Annotated in this window: 12 protein-coding genes, 1 tRNA gene and 2 rRNA genes (1 of these 15 running past the window's edge); 10 read left to right on the forward strand and 5 right to left on the reverse strand. The window is 58.1% G+C overall.

Annotated features, from left to right (window positions below):
• The 4 genes from ACSQ13_RS18305 to ACSQ13_RS18320 form a co-directional block, all read left to right on the forward strand.
• Window positions 1-1,992: ribosomal RNA gene (locus tag ACSQ13_RS18305) — 23S ribosomal RNA — on the forward strand; it begins 885 nt to the left of the window's first position.
• A 123-nt stretch (window positions 1,993-2,115) separates the two neighbouring features.
• Window positions 2,116-2,230 (forward strand): 5S ribosomal RNA (rrf, locus tag ACSQ13_RS18310).
• A 451-nt stretch (window positions 2,231-2,681) separates the two neighbouring features.
• A complete protein-coding gene (locus tag ACSQ13_RS18315; protein WP_295512980.1) occupies window positions 2,682-4,259 on the forward strand; it encodes an oleate hydratase in 1,578 nt (525 codons plus the stop codon).
• Window positions 4,260-4,839: 580 nt separating this feature from the next.
• Window positions 4,840-5,376: a response regulator gene (locus ACSQ13_RS18320; RefSeq protein ID WP_176251336.1), complete on the forward strand. Its 537-nt coding sequence runs from the start codon at window positions 4,840-4,842 to the stop codon at window positions 5,374-5,376.
• Window positions 5,377-5,527: 151 nt separating this feature from the next.
• Here the strand turns inward: ACSQ13_RS18320 and ACSQ13_RS18325 are convergent.
• Window positions 5,528-5,602, reverse strand: a tRNA-Phe gene (locus tag ACSQ13_RS18325).
• Between the two features lie 448 nt (window positions 5,603-6,050).
• Here ACSQ13_RS18325 and ACSQ13_RS18330 point away from each other — a divergent pair.
• The 6 genes from ACSQ13_RS18330 (at window position 6,051) to urtE (ending at window position 13,222) form a co-directional block, all read left to right on the forward strand.
• Window positions 6,051-6,857 carry a crotonase/enoyl-CoA hydratase family protein gene (locus tag ACSQ13_RS18330; RefSeq protein WP_295511317.1) on the forward strand — a complete coding sequence of 269 codons (807 nt, stop codon included), beginning with the start codon at window positions 6,051-6,053 and terminating at the stop codon, window positions 6,855-6,857.
• Window positions 6,858-7,358: 501 nt separating this feature from the next.
• Complete coding sequence (gene urtA / locus ACSQ13_RS18335; RefSeq protein WP_375708116.1) at window positions 7,359-8,618, forward strand: urea ABC transporter substrate-binding protein; 1,260 nt, start codon at window positions 7,359-7,361, stop codon at window positions 8,616-8,618.
• A 62-nt stretch (window positions 8,619-8,680) separates the two neighbouring features.
• Window positions 8,681-10,615 (forward strand): urea ABC transporter permease subunit UrtB, encoded by a 1,935-nt coding sequence (urtB, locus tag ACSQ13_RS18340; protein ID WP_295511320.1) that lies wholly within the window; start codon window positions 8,681-8,683, stop codon window positions 10,613-10,615.
• A gap of 3 nt (window positions 10,616-10,618) precedes the next feature.
• Complete coding sequence (gene urtC / locus ACSQ13_RS18345) at window positions 10,619-11,785, forward strand: urea ABC transporter permease subunit UrtC (RefSeq protein WP_176251186.1); 1,167 nt, start codon at window positions 10,619-10,621, stop codon at window positions 11,783-11,785.
• Entirely contained in the window at window positions 11,782-12,534 is a 753-nt protein-coding gene (gene urtD, locus ACSQ13_RS18350) for an urea ABC transporter ATP-binding protein UrtD (protein ID WP_176251187.1), read from the forward strand. Before urtC ends, urtD begins: the two co-directional genes overlap by 4 nt.
• The gene (urtE, locus tag ACSQ13_RS18355; protein WP_176251188.1) at window positions 12,527-13,222 is read left to right on the forward strand and encodes an urea ABC transporter ATP-binding subunit UrtE; all 696 of its coding nucleotides are present in this window, start codon (window positions 12,527-12,529) and stop codon (window positions 13,220-13,222) included. The genes urtD and urtE overlap by 8 nt, the downstream gene beginning before the upstream one ends.
• 9 nt (window positions 13,223-13,231) lie before the next feature.
• Here the strand turns inward: urtE and ACSQ13_RS18360 are convergent, their stop codons facing one another.
• Genes ACSQ13_RS18360 through ACSQ13_RS18375 form a run of 4 tightly spaced genes read right to left on the reverse strand, consistent with a single transcriptional unit; the run spans window position 13,232 to window position 17,548 of the window.
• Window positions 13,232-13,885: a DUF3726 domain-containing protein gene (locus tag ACSQ13_RS18360; protein WP_295511326.1), complete on the reverse strand. Its 654-nt coding sequence runs from the start codon at window positions 13,883-13,885 to the stop codon at window positions 13,232-13,234.
• The gene (locus tag ACSQ13_RS18365) at window positions 13,882-15,561 is read right to left on the reverse strand and encodes a hypothetical protein (protein ID WP_295511329.1); all 1,680 of its coding nucleotides are present in this window, start codon (window positions 15,559-15,561) and stop codon (window positions 13,882-13,884) included. The genes ACSQ13_RS18360 and ACSQ13_RS18365 overlap by 4 nt, the downstream gene beginning before the upstream one ends.
• Complete coding sequence (locus ACSQ13_RS18370; RefSeq protein ID WP_176251191.1) at window positions 15,558-16,538, reverse strand: membrane dipeptidase; 981 nt, start codon at window positions 16,536-16,538, stop codon at window positions 15,558-15,560. Before ACSQ13_RS18370 ends, ACSQ13_RS18365 begins: the two co-directional genes overlap by 4 nt.
• Complete coding sequence (locus tag ACSQ13_RS18375; protein WP_295511332.1) at window positions 16,535-17,548, reverse strand: Ldh family oxidoreductase; 1,014 nt, start codon at window positions 17,546-17,548, stop codon at window positions 16,535-16,537. The genes ACSQ13_RS18370 and ACSQ13_RS18375 overlap by 4 nt, the downstream gene beginning before the upstream one ends.
• Between the last annotated feature and the right edge of the window lie 5 nt (window positions 17,549-17,553).

Genomic DNA, 17,553 nt, shown 5'->3' on the forward strand with positions numbered 1-17,553 from the left:
GCGAAATCTATTTAGGTAGAGCGTCATCCGAATACCCTCGGGGGTAGAGCACTGGATGGGTAATGGGGCCCCACAGGCTTACTGATCCTAACCAAACTCCGAATACCGAGGAGTACTAGATGGCAGACACACGGCGAATGCTAACGTCCGTCGTGAAGAGGGAAACAACCCTGACCTACAGCTAAGGCCCCTAATTCATGGCTAAGTGGGAAAGCAGGTGAGACGACCAAAACAACCAGGAGGTTGGCTTAGAAGCAGCCATCCTTTAAAGATAGCGTAACAGCTCACTGGTCTAAATAAGTTGTCTTGCGGCGAAGATGTAACGGGGCTCAAGCCATGAGCCGAAGCTTAGGATGCATTTATTGCATGGTAGCAGAGCGTAGTGTGACATAATTCCATGTCTCCTTAACCACTTCGGTGGGATTGGAGACGCGGAGTTTTCTGTGAAGCGGGCCTGTGAGGGATCCCGTGGAGAGATCACTAGTGAGAATGATGACATGAGTAGCGACAAAGAGTGTGAGAGACACTCTCGCCGAAAATCCAAGGGTTCCTGCTTAAAGCTAATCTGAGCAGGGTAAGCCGACCCCTAAGGCGAGGCCGAAAGGCGTAGTCGATGGGAACCAGGTTAATATTCCTGGGCCAGATGGAAGTGACGGATCTCGAGGGTAGTTCATCCTTATCGGATTGAATGGGCTGCTTAGAGGTCCCTGGAAATAGCTCCATCGTTAGATCGTACCCTAAACCGACACAGGTGGATAGGTAGAGAATACCAAGGCGCTTGAGAGAACTATGTTGAAGGAACTCGGCAAAATACCTCCGTAAGTTCGCGAGAAGGAGGCCCGGTCTGTACGCAAGTATGGGCTGGGGGCACAAACCAGGGGGTGGCGACTGTTTATTAAAAACACAGGGCTCTGCGAAGTCGTAAGACGACGTATAGGGTCTGACGCCTGCCCGGTGCCTGAAGGTTAAAAGGAGGGGTGAGAGCTCTGAATTGAAGCCCAGGTAAACGGCGGCCGTAACTATAACGGTCCTAAGGTAGCGAAATTCCTTGTCGGGTAAGTTCCGACCTGCACGAATGGCGTAACGACTTCCCCGCTGTCTCCAACATAGACTCAGCGAAATTGAATTACCGGTCAAGATGCCGGTTACCCGCGGTTAGACGGAAAGACCCCGTGCACCTTTACTACAACTTCACACTGGCATTAGGCCGAACATGTGCAGGATAGGTGGTGGGCTTTGAAGCGTGAACGCCAGTTTGCGTGGAGCCTCCCTTGAGATACCACCCTTGTTCTGCTTGATGTCTAACCGCGGTCCGTTATCCGGATCCGGGACCCTGTGTGGTGGGTAGTTTGACTGGGGCGGTCGCCTCCTAAATCGTAACGGAGGCGCGCGAAGGTTGGCTCAGAGCGGTCGGAAATCGCTCGTTGAGTGCAATGGCAGAAGCCAGCCTGACTGCGAGACTGACAAGTCGAGCAGAGTCGAAAGACGGCCATAGTGATCCGGTGGTCCCAAGTGGGAGGGCCATCGCTCAACGGATAAAAGGTACGCCGGGGATAACAGGCTGATACTGCCCAAGAGTCCATATCGACGGCAGTGTTTGGCACCTCGATGTCGGCTCATCTCATCCTGGGGCTGGAGCAGGTCCCAAGGGTACGGCTGTTCGCCGTTTAAAGAGGTACGTGAGCTGGGTTTAGAACGTCGTGAGACAGTTCGGTCCCTATCTTCCGTGGGTGTAGGATACTTGAGAGGAGTTGCCCCTAGTACGAGAGGACCGGGGTGAACGATCCACTGGTGGACCAGTTGTTATGCCAATAGCAGTGCTGGGTAGCTATGATCGGACAGGATAACCGCTGAAGGCATCTAAGCGGGAAGCCCCCCTCAAAACAAGGTATCCCTGAGAGCCGAGGTAGACCACCTCGTCGATAGGCCAGAGATGTAAGCGTAGTAATACGTTCAGTTGACTGGTACTAATGGCTCGATAGGCTTGATTTGATCCAGTAGAAGCAAGACTTAGCAGCGCTCAAGTAGCAAAGCGGTAGTGCATTATACTAATCATTCAAAAGCATACACACATACATAACTGTACTGACTTGGACATTTATTGAATTTATTCGGTTTGGTGGTCATAGCGTAAGCAAAACACCCGATCCCATCCCGAACTCGGCAGTTAAGTGCTACTGCGCCAATGGTACTGCGTCTTAAGACGTGGGAGAGTAGGTCACCGCCAAACCTAATAAGTTCAATAAATGATTATCTCTCTTACGATACAATATACAAAACGCCCGATGTGTTCATTACACAACGGGCGTTTTGCTGTTTAAAGGGCGCTTTTCTAACGCATGCTGGCAGAAGCAGGGACCACCCGTACTCCACTCTTGCGTCCACTGACCCAACAGGCTGGGCGCAAACCGGACGTTCGCTCCAAAATGCACTAAGGCCGGCAGAGCGGACTAAGCAGACCCTTGTCTCATTTTATTCAAGTACTGCTTTCGATCCATACCTGCCGTTCAACCAACAACTGCCTGTGACGATCCGGCCTTCAGCAAGCTGTAATTGGCGTAAAGCGCAGAAGTCCTTAAACCGAACAGACGCAAGTCCGACACCGAACTGACCTATGTCAACCCGATGCCCTTCGCCAAATGCTAACTTAGGCTGGCTCCACACCGGAAGGTAAATGGCCAATGTCAAAGCCAACATCATTTGAGCAACACCACATCATTGGGGGTGGCATCGCCGGGCTGGCAACTGCGGTCTATTTGATCCGTGACGCCGGGGTCGACGGCAACAACATCCACATCTACGAACAGCTCGGCGTTGCAGGGGGATCGCTGGACGGTTCGGGCGATGCAGAGTCCGGGTATATGATCCGCGGTGGCCGCATGTTCGAGGAACACTTCGCGTGCACGTTCGACCTTCTGGACACGATCCCGTCGGTGAATGATCCAAGCATCAGTGTCACAGAGGATATCATGGCATTCAATCGCATGGTCCCCGGATCGTCCAATTGTCGTCTCGTTCGGAACGGGCTGCCAGCAGAGGACCGCTATGACCTAACGCTCACTGCGCATGACATTGTCGATATTAACCGCCTTATCCTGCAGCCAGAAAGCCGGTTGGCGGGGCAGAGCATCGAGGATTGGTTCAAACCTTCCTTCTTCGAGAGCAATTTCTGGCTGATGTGGTCCACGATGTTCTCATTCCAACCGTGGCATGCGCTGACTGAAATGCGGCGCTACCTCCGGCGTTTCATCCATCTTTTTCCGGGTTTTACACGCATCGCCGGCATCTTGCGCACGCGGTATAATCAATACGATTCCCTGATCGTGCCCATCGTCACATGGCTGCGGCATCGCGGCGTCAGGGTCGCCACCGGCGCGCGGGTCACTGATGTCACAATTGAGGGCGCTCGGCAGGACCGTCGTGTCACGGCGCTCGTTCTCGCCGATGAAAGTCGCGTACAGATCAGCGAAGATGACTGTGTCTACCTCACCTTGGGGTCGATGACGGACGCGACCACCCAAGGGTCGAACGACCGCGCACCGGACCTGCAGGATAACGAAGGCGCTGCCTGGACGCTTTGGCGCAAGCTGGCGGCAAAAAACGAAGGATTAGGTCGCCCCGAGGCGTTCTGCGGCAAGGTGAGCAAGACCGAATGGCATTCGTTTACCGTGACACTGGATGGCCCGGATTTCTTCGAGTTCATGGAAGATTTCACAAACAACAGGACTGGCACCGGAGGACTTGTCACTTTTGCGGGTTCAGGCTGGACGCTGTCGATCGTGCTGTTTCACCAACCGCATTTCCAAGGCCAAAAACACGGCACCTACACCTTCTGGGGCTACGGTTTGCGCAGTGACCGGCCCGGCGATTTTGTCAAGAAACCGATGCGGGAAGCGACCGGCAACGAGATCATCGCAGAGCTTTGCGGGCATCTGAAACTCTCCAAAGCGCAGGCCGCTTGGTTCGATGACGCGCGGGTGCTGCCGTGTCGAATGCCCTACATTACCAGCCAGTTCATGCCCCGTCAGCCCGGCGACCGCCCCGATGTGCGCCCCAGCGGTGCGCGGAATTTTGCAGTGATCGGCCAATTCTGTGAACAGCCCCGCGATTGCGTTTTCACGGTGGAATACTCCGTTCGATCCGCGCGCAGCGCCGTGGCTGGGCTAACGGGCCGCGTCGATCCACCGCCCCCCGTCGCCCGCACCGACCTTGACCCGATGGTTCTGATACGGGCGGCGCGTGTCCTGATGGGGGTGTGACCATAGTATTTGTCCACGAATACATTTTGGGCGCGCATCCGACGATTTCTTCGTTTGGTCCCTTTTTGTCTGGCATGAACGTCCGCATCCCGACCCTAACGGTCATCTTGGCGCAATCCAGCATCGGTCAAGTTGGGCTCATTGCTGCCGCTCGCGGCGCGCTGCGCGATCATCCGCTTTGCGCCGTGAAGGCCAACGCCCACGCTCGGCGCTCACGACATTGCATGAGGCGTTTCCTGCCCGTAGCGATGATTCAGGCAGTCGGCAGGTAAAAGGGTGTTGGGGACGGTCCGCCTTTTGCAGCGAACACTTGGCAAGACCAATTTGCATAACAACCGAGATTGATCCGGAAATCTGGGACGTCTTCACCGACCCCGGAGAGTTCGACAGCGCGCTGATCAATCTTGCCCTGAACGCCCGCGATGAAATACCTCGGCTAGCGAGGCCATTGAAATCTGGTTAAGCGCTGTTGCTGCATGGCGGCCGGTGATCCGCTCGAGATCAACCTGCCATACTATCGCCATATATATTTGGGAAAAGGTAGAAGGATAACTTTTTCTTAATGGTCGTGGAGGGTCAGTTGAAAATCCTTGTTGTTGACGATGATCCCAATGTGACCGAATTGCTTCCCGTCATTCTGGCGAATGAAGGTTTTCGGGACGTGCATTGTTTTTTGTCATCGACAGAAGCCTTTGCCGCACTGAAAAGACCGCATTCAACATTTGAATGTCTTATACTTGATATCGACATGCCTGACATGAACGGCATTGAGCTATGCGCGCAGGCCCGGGCCTTGTCCAGCTATCGAAACGTGCCCATCATCATGCTGACCGCACGGCGTGATGAAAAAACGGTCCGCGCCGCCATCAGCGCAGGTGCGAGCGACTACATTACAAAACCATTCGATGTTCTTGAGATCGGCGTGCGTGTTCGCATGTCGGCAAAGCTCGTCCAGGCGCGCCGCGCGCTCGAAGACCGGCTGGAGACGAAAAGCAGCAGTGGTGCCTCTTCAGCAGCGGGCAAACCGAGCGTCACCCGGAATGAGATCATGAATCTATTCGCTGAAGAACTCTACGAGTCGAAACCACCTCGTACCAGCGCCGCCGGAACGAAATAGCCGTACTGGATAACAGAATGTTTCGGTGTCACTGTAACCATTGCGTAGCGTGACATCAGGCAATCAATTTTGACCGAAACCTGAACGCAGTCAGGGCCGTGGGGGCTTTTTTGTACCCCGAGCTTGCTACGTTATTCATCAGAGAGTCAAATGGTGCCCAGGGGCGGAATCGAACCACCGACACGAGGATTTTCAATCCACTGCTCTACCCCTGAGCTACCCGGGCACGCCAATGAAACCAAAGGCTTCTAAGTCCAATTTAATGAAGTGACGTAAAACTATCTGAATAGCATTTCGTCGCTGCATGTTGTGGTCGGGGTGTGACCATCAAACGTCGTTAAACTCAGTCGCAGCTAATCTTACATACGGGGGCGGGTGTCAAGAGCGTCCTGCAGAGTTTTTCCATGATTGGGGAAACATTTAGCACGGGCGAATTATCGACCCAACTGTCAGAGAACCTTCGGCATTTGATAAAGCAATTGGGGGTTGAAAGGAGGGGGCGCATAGGGCCTGAAAATCCCGGGGGGTTTAGTACCCTTTAGGCCCGCCCCCCGCTGTCGCCTGCCTTTGGAAGTGAAGGGCACATCACCTCTGGGCCTTGGCATATTTCCTGAATACTGTAGTGGAAATATGTTGGCCTTCCGGCGGACATGACACAGAACAAGGATCACAGAATGCCCCTAACAATCGACATCGCCCGTTTTACCAACCTCAAAGTCGAAGACCACGGGGACGGGCTTTGGGGTGTCACGTTGAACAGGGCCGCAAAACGCAATGCTCTCGACATTGCGACGATCGAAGAACTGGTTGATTTCTTTTCGGTGGCACCGCGGGCTGGCGTGCGTGCGGTAGTTCTGGCGGGGGAGGGCGATCATTTCTGCGCCGGCCTTGATCTGATTGAACATCACGACGAAGACCGCAGCCCGGCTGATTTCATGCATGTATGTCTGCGCTGGCACGAGGCTTTCAACAAAATGGAATATGGCGGCGTTCCGATCATTGCCGCGTTGCAAGGTGCTGTTGTGGGCGGCGGGCTCGAGCTTGCCAGTTCGGCCCATGTGCGCGTGATGAACGAAACGACCTATTTCGCATTGCCAGAAGGGCAGCGTGGCCTGTTTACAGGCGGCGGTGCCACGATCCGGGTCACTGATCTGGTCGGCAAGTCGCGCATGATCGACATGATGCTGACCGGGCGCGTCTATCAGGGCAAAGAGGCGATGGACGTGGGGCTGGCGCAATATATCGTCGAAGGGTCCAGCTATGATGCGGCATTCGCGCTGGCCCGAAAAGCAGCGCAGAACCTGCCGCTTTCCAACTTTGCGATCTGTTCGGCTGTCAGCCACATGCAAAACATGTCGGCGATGGATGCCGCCTATGCCGAGGCCGTGGTGGCAGGGGTCGTGAACACGCAACCCGATGCCCGCGCGCGGCTGGCGGCCTTTGCAGATAAAACGGCGGCCCGTGTCAGACGTAATGACTAGGGGCGATCAGAGCCCTGCCGCCAGATATTTCTAGTTTCAAACGCCACCTCCAAACGGGGTGGCGTTTTGCTTTTGGGCCGGTGAATCGGCCTTGTGCGGTCAGGGAAAAGCGGGGGGTGCACCTAATAGTTGTGCATGTTGGCGCAGTAAATAGGCAGTCTTACGCTTCGCCTTTTGCGCGCGCGTCTAAAAAATAAGCAAAAAATCATTTTTCGCCCAATTGGTGGGCGGTCGTGTCGATCACGGTCCCGTGTGCCTTTATTCTATCTGGTAAATGCTCAGATTGCAGACACATCCTAGCGTCATGCCGAACTGGCTGCATCGGCGCACAGAGGGCGATCCTGGCAGATACTTCCCCCCGTGCGACGACCACAACAATACTGCTGCGGCCCCTAGATATATTGTTCAGGGCTTTTGCGAAAGTGTGTTTTCCACACCCGAGCACGCAGCAACATCAGGGGATACGAAATGGAATATTCAAAAAAAATAGCGGCTTGCGCGATGACAGCCTTGTTGGGCACCACGTCGATGGCGATGGCCCAAGACTGTGCCGATCCGGTCAAGATCGGCGTGCTGCATTCGCTGTCCGGCACGATGGCGATTTCCGAGACGACATTGAAAGACACCATGCTGATGCTGGTGGACGCGCAGAACAAAAAAGGCGGCGTTCTGGGCTGCCAGATCGAAGCGGTCGTTGTCGATCCGGCATCCGACTGGCCACTGTTTGCTGAAAAAGGTCGCGAACTTTTGACCGTGAACGAGGTCGATGTGATCTTTGGCTCCTGGACCTCTGTGTCGCGCAAATCTGTGTTGCCCGTGCTGGAGGAACTTAACGGTCTGATGTTCTATCCGGTTCAGTACGAGGGCGAAGAATCCTCCCAAAACGTATTCTACACCGGTGCCGCGCCCAACCAGCAGGCGATCCCGGCGGTTGATTATTACCTCGAAGAATTGGGCGTCGAGAAATTCGCGCTGCTGGGCACCGACTATGTGTACCCGCGCACCACCAACAACATCCTGAAATCCTACCTCATGTCCAAGGGCATCGCCGAGGAAGACATCTTTGTGAACTACACGCCTTTTGGCCACTCTGACTGGGCGACGATTGTAGGCGATGTTGTGGCGCTGGGCGAAGACGGCAAACAGGTTGGCGTGATTTCGACGATCAACGGCGACGCGAACATCGGCTTTTACAAAGAACTGGCCGCCGCAGATGTATCCGCAGACGACATCCCCGTCGTTGCCTTTTCGGTGGGCGAGGAAGAACTCTCCGGTCTGGATACCACGAACCTTGTCGGGCATCTGGCCGCGTGGAACTACTTCATGTCGGCTGACACGCCTGCAAACGCTGAATTCATCGAGACCTGGAAGGCGTTCATCGGTGACGACAAGCGCGTGACCAACGACCCGATGGAAGCGCATTACATCGGCTTTAACATGTGGGTGAACGCAGTCGAACAAGCCGGCACCACAGATGTTGATGCCGTGCGCACCGCCATGTACGGCCAGACTTTCCCGAACCTGACCGGTGGCATGGCTGAAATGTTGCCAAACCACCACCTGACCAAGCCGGTCCTGATCGGCGAGATCACAGCAGACGGCCAGTTTGACATCATCAGCCAGACCGATCCGGTTGCGGGCGATGCATGGACAGACTTCCTGCCCGAAAGCGCCGTTCTGACCTCGGATTGGAAAGAACTGGGCTGCGGCATGTACAACACGGAAACAAAGACCTGCGTTCAGCTGACATCCAACTACTAAAACTTGGCAACGGGCGCGGGATTGATCCTGCGCCCGTCTGACTTCTTGACCAAAGGTATCCCATGCTGCGCCATTTCTTGACTCTCTTTATCTGGCTTGGGCTTGCGGGAATGGCCGTCGCTCAAGACCTGCAACCGAGCTTGCAAGCCCATGCTGGTGAAATTGCCGATCCCTCGCGCAGCTCTGTGTCTGTCGCGTTGGATGATCTGGTCGCCTCGGGCGCGCCGCATCTCAGCGATTTTCTGGAGCAATGGCAGGACAAAGGCGTCTGGCAGCGCGATGCGGATGGCGTGTTCTTTTACGCAACCGAGAATGGCGATGATCTGTCCTTGCGCGATATTGATACAGCCCAAGAAACGACGGCCCCCAAATCCGGCTTTTCACAGTTGAAGCCAAACGGCGGGGTGCGGCGATTGATTGGCACTGCACTGGTGCAGTTTCAGCTGACCGACCCCGATCTGGCGCGGCGGACATCCGCGATTGAATCGATTGCCCGCAGGCCGGACGCCAGCCAACTGGCCCCGTTGCTGAAATCCATCGACCCCGAAACCGATGCCACGCTGAAAGCGCGCAAGATCCAGCTGGCGAATTTCATGTCGGCCAGTTTTGCACCCGATACAGGCGACAGGATCGCCGCCATTACATCAATGTCCAGCGACACCTCGATCGAGGCGCGGGCGGTGCTGAACCAGCTTTTGTCGGTCAAAGCGGTCGTTTCGCCGGACGCGCCCAAAGGCAACATTGCCCGCGTTCTGAAATCTGGCCGCGACCTGAGCGAGGCTGACGCCTATGCCCGGTTGGTTGACGCTAAACTCGCCCCGCCAGTGATTTCACCCGCGGCCATGCGGGATGCGCTGGCGGCAAATATTGACGGGGGCCGCGTGGGCGGCATCCCCACTGCGCAGCTTGATACCCAAACCATGCGGGAAAAGGCCTATGCGGCGCTGGCTGCCCAAGGGACCGTTCCGCCACTGGTAAGCCAAGACGCGAAAACAGACGCGGTCGCCGCGCATTCCTTTTACGAGGTGTACGAGGAGCAAGACCCCGCCGTCACGGATGCTGCACGCGCTGCCCTCGATAGTATCGAAACCCGCGTTGGTGCGGCGCAAGCGGTTGATCTGACGCTGGATGCGCTCTCGCTCGCGTCGATCTATTTTCTGGCGGCCATCGGGCTGGCCATTACCTTTGGTGTGATGGGCGTGATCAACATGGCGCATGGCGAATTCATCATGATGGGGGCCTATACCGGCTATGTCGTGCAGCAATTCGTTCCCGACTATACCCTGTCGATCATTGTCGCCCTTCCGCTAGCCTTTGCCGTGACCTTTGCGGCCGGTGTAACGATGGAACGCCTGGTGATCCGCCATCTGTACCACCGCCCGCTTGAAACGCTGTTGGCGACATTCGGGATATCGGTCGCGCTGCAACAACTGGCCAAGAATATCTTTGGCACCCAAGCCCGCCCGCTGACCTCTCCGGGGTGGCTGGATGGCGCGTGGGTCGTGTCGGACGTGATCCAGATCAGCTATATCCGCATTGCGATTTTCGTGATGGCGCTGATGTTTCTGGCGCTAATCCTGTTCGTGCTCAAACGCACCCGACTGGGGCTCGAGGTTCGTGCCGTCACGCAAAACCCCGGTATGGCCGCCAGCATGGGCATCAACCCCGACCGCATCAACATGCTGACCTTTGGCCTTGGGTCGGGGATCGCTGGCATCGCAGGCGTGGCGATTGGTCTGTACGCCAAGGTGACGTCTGAAATGGGGGCCGATTACATCGTGCAATCGTTTATGACCGTGGTCGTGGGCGGGGTTGGCAACGTCTGGGGCACGCTTGCGGGCGCGTCGCTGATCGGGTTCCTGCAAAAGGGCATCGAATGGTTCAACCCGTCCAACACGCTGGCGGCGCAAACCTATATGGTGCTGTTCATCATCCTGTTCATTCAATTCCGGCCCAAGGGCATCGTCGCCCAAAAAGGCCGGGCGGCGGCGGATTGACCCATGCATAAAACATTTATCTCGCAAAACCCGTCTGTCCTTTGGTTCATCGCTTTACTGGGCTTGTTCACCCTTGCCGTGACCGTCGGCTCCGAAGCATTCGGCACCGGGCTCATCTCGACCTCCATGGTCAAAACTTTGGGCAAGACGCTCTGCCTGTGCCTGATTGCCATCGCGATGGATGTGGTCTGGGGGTATTGCGGTATCCTGTCGCTGGGCCACTTTGCGTTCTTTGGCATCGGCGGCTACGCCATCGGCATGTGGCTGATGTATGCCCGCACCGAAGGCATCGTGCTGAGCAGCCTGTCCGGTCAGGCGATCCCGTCGACCAGCCAAGAGATCTCGGACGCCATCGGCAACCAGATATTCGGCGTGGTCGGGAGTTCTGACTTTCCGTGGCTCTGGGCCTTTGCCGATAATCTGTTCCTTCAGCTTTTGATGGTTATCGTCGTGCCCGGCCTGCTTGCATTAGTCTTCGGCTGGCTGGCCTTCCGCAGCCGCGTGACGGGCGTGTACCTGTCCATCCTGACCCAGGCGATGACCTTGGCATTGTCGCTGTGGCTGTTCCAGAACGACAGCGGCTTGCGCGGCAACAACGGCCTGTCCGGATTGCAAAACATACCGGGTTTTGAGGGGTCCTCCCAAGCGGATATCAGCCTCGCGTTCTTCCTTGGCTCTGCCCTTGCACTGGCGCTTGGTTATCTTCTGTTTGCATGGGTTGTGTCAGGTAAAATGGGCAGCGTCGTTCAGGGCATCCGCGACAACGAGGCGCGCGTGCGTTTTCTGGGCTACCGCGTTGAGGGGTACAAACTGTTCATCTTCACGCTCACGGCTGTGATCTCGGGTATCGCAGGGGCGCTGTATTATCCGCAGGCGGGCATCATCAACCCGGCCGAGCTTGCCCCCATCGCATCCATCTATCTGGCGGTCTGGGTCGCCATTGGCGGGCGCGGGCGGCTCTATGGTGCGGTGATCGGGGCGGCCTTCGTGTCGCTGCTGTCCAGCTGGTTCACCGGGGGCGGGGCACCTGCAATTGATCTGGGGTTCTACACGATCTTGTGGACCGATTGGTGGCTGGTGTTGTTGGGCGTGTCATTCGTTTGCGTCACGCTGTTCTTCCCCAAAGGAATCGGCGGATTGTTTGACTATCTGGTGAGGAAACCATCATGAACAACACCTTGCTGGAAGTGTCGGGGGTGTCGGTATCCTTTGACGGGTTCAAGGCGATCAACAGCCTGTCGATCCAGATCGCCGAACCCGAATTGCGCGCCATCATCGGGCCGAACGGCGCGGGTAAGACCACCTTTATGGATATCATCACGGGCAAGACCAAACCGGACGAAGGTGTGGTGATCTGGGGCGAACGCAACATCTCGTTGCTGGGCATGTCAGAGGCTGACATTGCCAATGCGGGCATCGGGCGGAAGTTCCAGAAACCAACGGTATTCGAGGCGCAAACGGTGCGGCAGAACCTTGCCATGGCGTTGAAAAACCCGCGCGGGCCCCTGGCCGTTTTGCTGCACCGCAAGACGCCAGCCAATGCCGCGCGGATCGAAGCGATTGCCGAGGAAATCGGCCTGTCCGACAGCTTGCCCCGCATCGCGGGCGAACTGAGCCACGGGCAAAAACAGTGGTTGGAGATTGGCATGTTGCTGGCGCAGGAACCGCGGCTTTTGCTGGTCGATGAACCTGCTGCGGGCATGACGGTCGAGGAACGGGAAAAGACCACGGATATCTTGAAACGCGCCGCGCAAACCCGTGCCGTCGTGGTGGTGGAACATGACATGGAATTCGTGCGCCGTCTGAACTGCAAGGTCACCGTGCTGCACGAGGGGTCTGTTCTGGCCGAAGGCAGTCTGGATCACGTGACATCCAACCCCACCGTTATCGAAGTTTATCTGGGACGTGGTCATGCTTGAAGTCGAAAACCTTGATCTGCACTATGGTCAAAGCCGCATCCTTTACGGCATGTCATTCACCGCGCCGCAGGGGCAGATCACCACGATGGTCGGCAATAATGGCGTTGGCAAAACCAGTACGCTCAAGGCGATTGCGGGGCGTCACGCCGCATCCGGTGGCACGATCAAGGTGGATGGCAAGCCGGTGCGCCTGAACACTGCGTTTCAGGCCGCCAAGGCTGGCATCGCCTATGTCCCGCAGGGGCGCGAAGTATTCCCGATGATGACCGTGTATGAAAACCTTGAGACCGGATTTGCCTGTTTGCCCAAGGCTGAACATTTCATTCCCGACGAGGTGTTCGACCTGTTCCCGGTGCTGCGCGACATGCAATCGCGGCGCGGTGGTGATTTGTCGGGCGGGCAACAGCAGCAACTGGCCATTGCCCGTGCGCTGATCACCAAACCCAAGGTTTTGTTGCTGGATGAACCGACCGAAGGCATCCAGCCAAACGTGATCGAACAGATCGGCGATGCCTTGCGTCTGCTGCGCAGCAAGGGCGAGATGGCGATCTTGCTGGTCGAACAGAACGCCGATTTCGCCTATGCACTGGGTGACAGTTTCATCGTGGTCGAAGGCGGGCGCAACAGCCCGCGCAAGCTCAAGGAAAAATACTCAAAGGCGGATTTGATCGCGGACCTCGCGCTTTAGGCGCGCGGCCTAGTCATCATCCAGCCCAAGCCCGCCAGCCCCTTTGGCCGAGAGCGCCGATGACGGCACCGTCATTTTCAACGCCAGGCGGTCCAGCCGGTCATATTGATCGCGCGAAACCACTGCGTTTTGGTCTGCCGCATTGTGGGGCGGGTCAGGGGCATGGCGGGTGGGGCTGATCGTGACCTCGGCAATCATTTCCGGCCCGGCACGACCTGCCAAAACCTGAACGCAATCGCCTGACACGCGCAGCCAAGGGGGCGCGCCCAAGCTTACATCAAACGCCGTATCTAGCTGCTTTGCAGCCCGCACGACAAACGGCACCAGCATCAAGGGGCCGTTGATCGGGCCAAGGGACAGCACGCCAAAACCCGGCCCCTCTGGCAAACACGCGAAATCCGACAGCGTGGCACCGACGTGCAACCCACAAACGGGTTCATCTGCATGCCACCTGCCAATCGCGGGGATAACCTGTCGTGACATCGGGGTTTCAAGCTGATGCAAAACGGCATTTGCCCAGTTGAACTGATGCGCCGCCAGCCATGTGGCGGCACTGGCGCATTCCTCGGCCATGCCCCAATCCAGCCCGGCACCCCGCGCCGCGCGCAAGGACAGGGCGCTGATTTCGGGCATCGTCAGCCGGATCTGGTCCGCCGCCGTCACAGGTGCGGTTCCGCATGCAGGTCATCGGGGTAGGGGGCGTTTTGAAACAGGCTGATGCGCACCCAGCGGTCCGATCTGGGGTCAAAGCGCGACGCCCCGAAACACGCCAGCTTGCAGCGCAGCATATCAATCGGCAGCATGTCACCGTCGATCAGGTTGTCGCGGATTTCGGCAAAGGGCCGCGTTGCGGTCAACTGCACGCGACGCACCATCGCCCGATGATGGGGATGCGCCAGCAGCAGTCGCGCCACAGGGGCATCGCCTGCGAAATCGCCAAGCGTATCAAACAGCGCGGCGGCCTGCCGACCGATATCAAGCGGCAACTCGCGCTCGCTTCCCGGTTCTTCAAACCGTTCGCCCAAGCGTGGCTCAAGCTTGTCTTCGGACACATACCAGAACCGGCCAGCGGCCTTGCGATCTGCATAATCGACCGCAAGCGCCCAGTTGTAATTCTTGGCCAGCAACGCCTTGAGCTCATCAACCCGCTGGGTCCCGTCAATGGCAAATGCCGCCGTTTCATCTTCGCTCAGGCAGTCGGCCAACCCGTCAATCAGGTCGCCATGGGGTTCAAGCAACAGCGCCAGCAGGGCCTCTTGTGCTTCGATCCCCAAGACCTTCTGACCCCATTGCCACAGCGCATCCCACGGCTGGTCAGTGCCGCTGTCCCAATCGCTCGCGACATGGGCGGCGATCTGGGCAAGCCCTGCACGCAATGCCCCGAGCCGCGCTTGCTGAAGCGGGTGCACGCTGGTCCAAAGCGCTGCGTTTTGCTGGACGGCAGTCAGCGCCTGAATGAACCGTTCGACCTTGTCTGCCTGGGTCGCTTTCTGGGCGCGCACGCGGGCCAGCGCCTCTTCGCGGACCATCATCCAGTTATTAAGCAAGACCGGGTGGCGCACCAGAAACGGTGCCATGCCAAGCCCCGTTGAATTGCCCACCCCAAGACTGCGCCGCAAGCCTCCCGCAAGCGGCACCGCAGCCGCACCGCCGCGCAGCTGTGCCATGTGGTTTACCAGATCAACGGTAAAGGTGCGGATCAGCCAGACGGTCAGCATCTCTGCCTGAAACGGGGCGGCGGTCTCGGGGCGGTCGGTCAGGCTGTTGTGTGTCGCCGCCCCGAATTTCCCCGACCCGTAAACAGCCGTGGTGCGCATCAGATAGCCCGTTGCGGCCAGATCATCCGCACTGGGTTGGCGACCCTTGGACAGGCATTGAACGACAGTCTCGAACAGCCGCACCGACCGGTTGGCGCGGCTGAGCGTCAGCTCTTTTTGCGTGACACGTCCGGCTTCTTGCAGCGGTACATTCGCCGCGAGCCGGTCAAGGTCCTCCGCATCCGGCACCCCGTCAAACAGGGCAAAGGTCGCATCCCAGGCGGTGGCAATGACCCGATCCGACCGCATGTCGGCAGGCAGATCATGGGCAAAGGCAACGAGGCTATAGGTCCGTTCAGGGCCGATGGCGCGGTACATTGCGCGGCCCACACCGTTTGCATCAATATCAAACACAGGCCGGTCAAATTGCCAGGTCTCGCGCTGCATCCGGCGCAACAGGATGCGCAGGAAAGACAGGCGGGTCGGGTGGGCAAGACCCAGCCGCGCCAATCGCATCACCTGCGCCGGATCACGGCGAAACTGCGCCGCCTGCGGAACAGGGGACAGCGGCGCGCAGGTCATTTTGCGGGGCCAAAGCTGTCGTGGAAAAACCGCGCCCAATTGCCGCCCATCAGCGCGTCTGTATCCGCCTGCGAAAACCCGATGTCGCGCAGGCCCGCCGTCAGGTTGGGCATATCGGCGTTGCCGCCGAACCAGTCGGGCATGGGCGGAAAACCGGGCGCATCGGCGCTGCCTTCGCCATAGTCGATGCGTTTGGTCCAGCGTCCGGTGCGCATCCATTCAACGATGCTGTCGGGTTGATCCTGACACAGGTCCGACCCGATCCCCAGATTGTCGATGCCATAGCGCTCGGCGGTGCGTGCGATCATTTCGCAGAATGCGGCCAGCGTACAGGCACCGCCATTCTTCAGGTGATGCGGGTAGATCGAAAACCCCAGCATGCCCCCCGTGCCCGACAAGGCCCGCAAGACCGTATCAGATTTGTTGCGCAATGCCGCGTGCCAGTCAGCGGGGTTGGCGTGGGTGATGGCAATGGGGCGGGTGGAATGGTCAATCGCCTCAAGGGTGGATCGTTCGCCGGAATGGCTCATGTCGACGACCAGCCCGACGCGGTTCATCTCGGTCACGACCTCGCGGCCCATGCGGGTCAGGCCCGTGTCGTCCTCCTCGTAACAGCCCGTCGCCAGCAGCGATTGGTTGTTATAGGTCAACTGCATAAAGCGCAGGCCAAGACGGTGCAGCACCTCGACAAGGCCGATGTCGTCTTCGATGCAGGACGGATTTTGCGAACCAAAGAAAATCGCCGTGCGCCCGGTTTCGCGCGCCAAAGTGATGTCGTCTGCGGTGAACCCCTGAAAGACCAGATCGGGGTGGCGTTCGAAATGACGGTTCCAGGCTTCGATGTTGAGCACCGTTTCGCGGAAATTCTCGTGATAGGTGATCGTGGCATGGACGGCATCAACCCCGCCCGCGCGCATCTCGCGGAATATCTTTTCGGACCAGTTTGCGTATTGCAGCCCGTCAATGACCGGGCTCATGCGGCGGGCTTTCCTGCGGCGTTGATCCGGGTCAGCAGCGCATCGTCCACAGTGACCCCTTCGGCCTCGATCCGGGTGCGGTTGTCGGCGCGGCGCTGGCCGGGCAGGCGCGCACCGTCCTGATCGGTGATCGACGTGGCAAGGCGCAGCATCGCCGCATGAAACCCGTCCCCACCAAAGCCCGCCGGATCAATCGCGATAAAGAACTGTCCGGTGCCGGGCGGTCCGCCCTTGGTGCCCGAAAAGGGGCTTGCCTCGGTGCTGAGGTTTGCGCCCGACAGCGCGGCGGCCAGAATTTCGACCAACAGACCGACGCCGAACCCCTTGTACCCGCCCGAAGGCACCATCGACCCCGCCAGTGCAGCATCCGCATCCAGGGTCTCATTGCCGTCGGCATCCAGCGCCCAACCCGGTTCAATCGCCTTGCCCTCGCGGCTGCGCAGCAGGATTTCGGATTTGGCGATGGCGCTGGCCGATTGGTCAATCACCAGCATCGCGCCGCCAGCCCCGTCTGGCACGGCGATGGAAAACGGGTTTGTCCCCACAACTGGCTTACTGCCACCGGGGGGCGCGATGGATGCGGGCGCATGGGTAAAGCAAAGCCCGATCAGCCCGTCCTGGGCCAGCCGTTCCGCGTGATGGCCCAGCACACCGCAGTTATACGAATTATGGATGCTCAGTGCCGCAACGCCATTTGCCTTTGCGGCTTTGGTGAAACTGTCCCAGCCCGCATCAATTGCGGCATGGGCAAAGCCGTTATCTGCATCCACGCGAACGGCAGCGGGGCGCGGGATGGTCACCGATGGAATTGCGGTTGGTGATACTTTGCCACACAGCAGATGTTCGGCGTAGATCGGCACATATAACAACCCGTGGCTGCGTATCCCGTCCCTTTCGGCAAGGCGCGTTGAGCGGGCAACGGAACTGGCGGCGGCTTTTGTTGCCCCTGCCTCCATCAGCGTTTCACAGGCCAGCTGTTCTACGGCGTCGAGCGTCAATTTATGCTGCATGATCT

This window comes from Sulfitobacter sp. SH22, assembly GCF_965641905.1.
Classification (GTDB): Bacteria; Pseudomonadota; Alphaproteobacteria; order Rhodobacterales; family Rhodobacteraceae; genus Sulfitobacter.

Coding starts and splice junctions, on each gene's coding strand:
- ACSQ13_RS18330 (WP_295511317.1), top strand. CDS start 6,051: ATGCCCCTAACAATCGACATCGCCCGTTTTACCAACCTCAAAGTCGAA.
- ACSQ13_RS18365 (WP_295511329.1), bottom strand. CDS start 15,561: ATGACCTGCGCGCCGCTGTCCCCTGTTCCGCAGGCGGCGCAGTTTCGC.
- ACSQ13_RS18370 (WP_176251191.1), bottom strand. CDS start 16,538: ATGAGCCCGGTCATTGACGGGCTGCAATACGCAAACTGGTCCGAAAAG.
- ACSQ13_RS18315 (WP_295512980.1), top strand. CDS start 2,682: ATGTCAAAGCCAACATCATTTGAGCAACACCACATCATTGGGGGTGGC.
- urtB (WP_295511320.1), top strand. CDS start 8,681: ATGCTGCGCCATTTCTTGACTCTCTTTATCTGGCTTGGGCTTGCGGGA.
- urtD (WP_176251187.1), top strand. CDS start 11,782: ATGAACAACACCTTGCTGGAAGTGTCGGGGGTGTCGGTATCCTTTGAC.
- urtE (WP_176251188.1), top strand. CDS start 12,527: ATGCTTGAAGTCGAAAACCTTGATCTGCACTATGGTCAAAGCCGCATC.
- urtC (WP_176251186.1), top strand. CDS start 10,619: ATGCATAAAACATTTATCTCGCAAAACCCGTCTGTCCTTTGGTTCATC.
- urtA (WP_375708116.1), top strand. CDS start 7,359: ATGACAGCCTTGTTGGGCACCACGTCGATGGCGATGGCCCAAGACTGT.
- ACSQ13_RS18375 (WP_295511332.1), bottom strand. CDS start 17,548: ATGCAGCATAAATTGACGCTCGACGCCGTAGAACAGCTGGCCTGTGAA.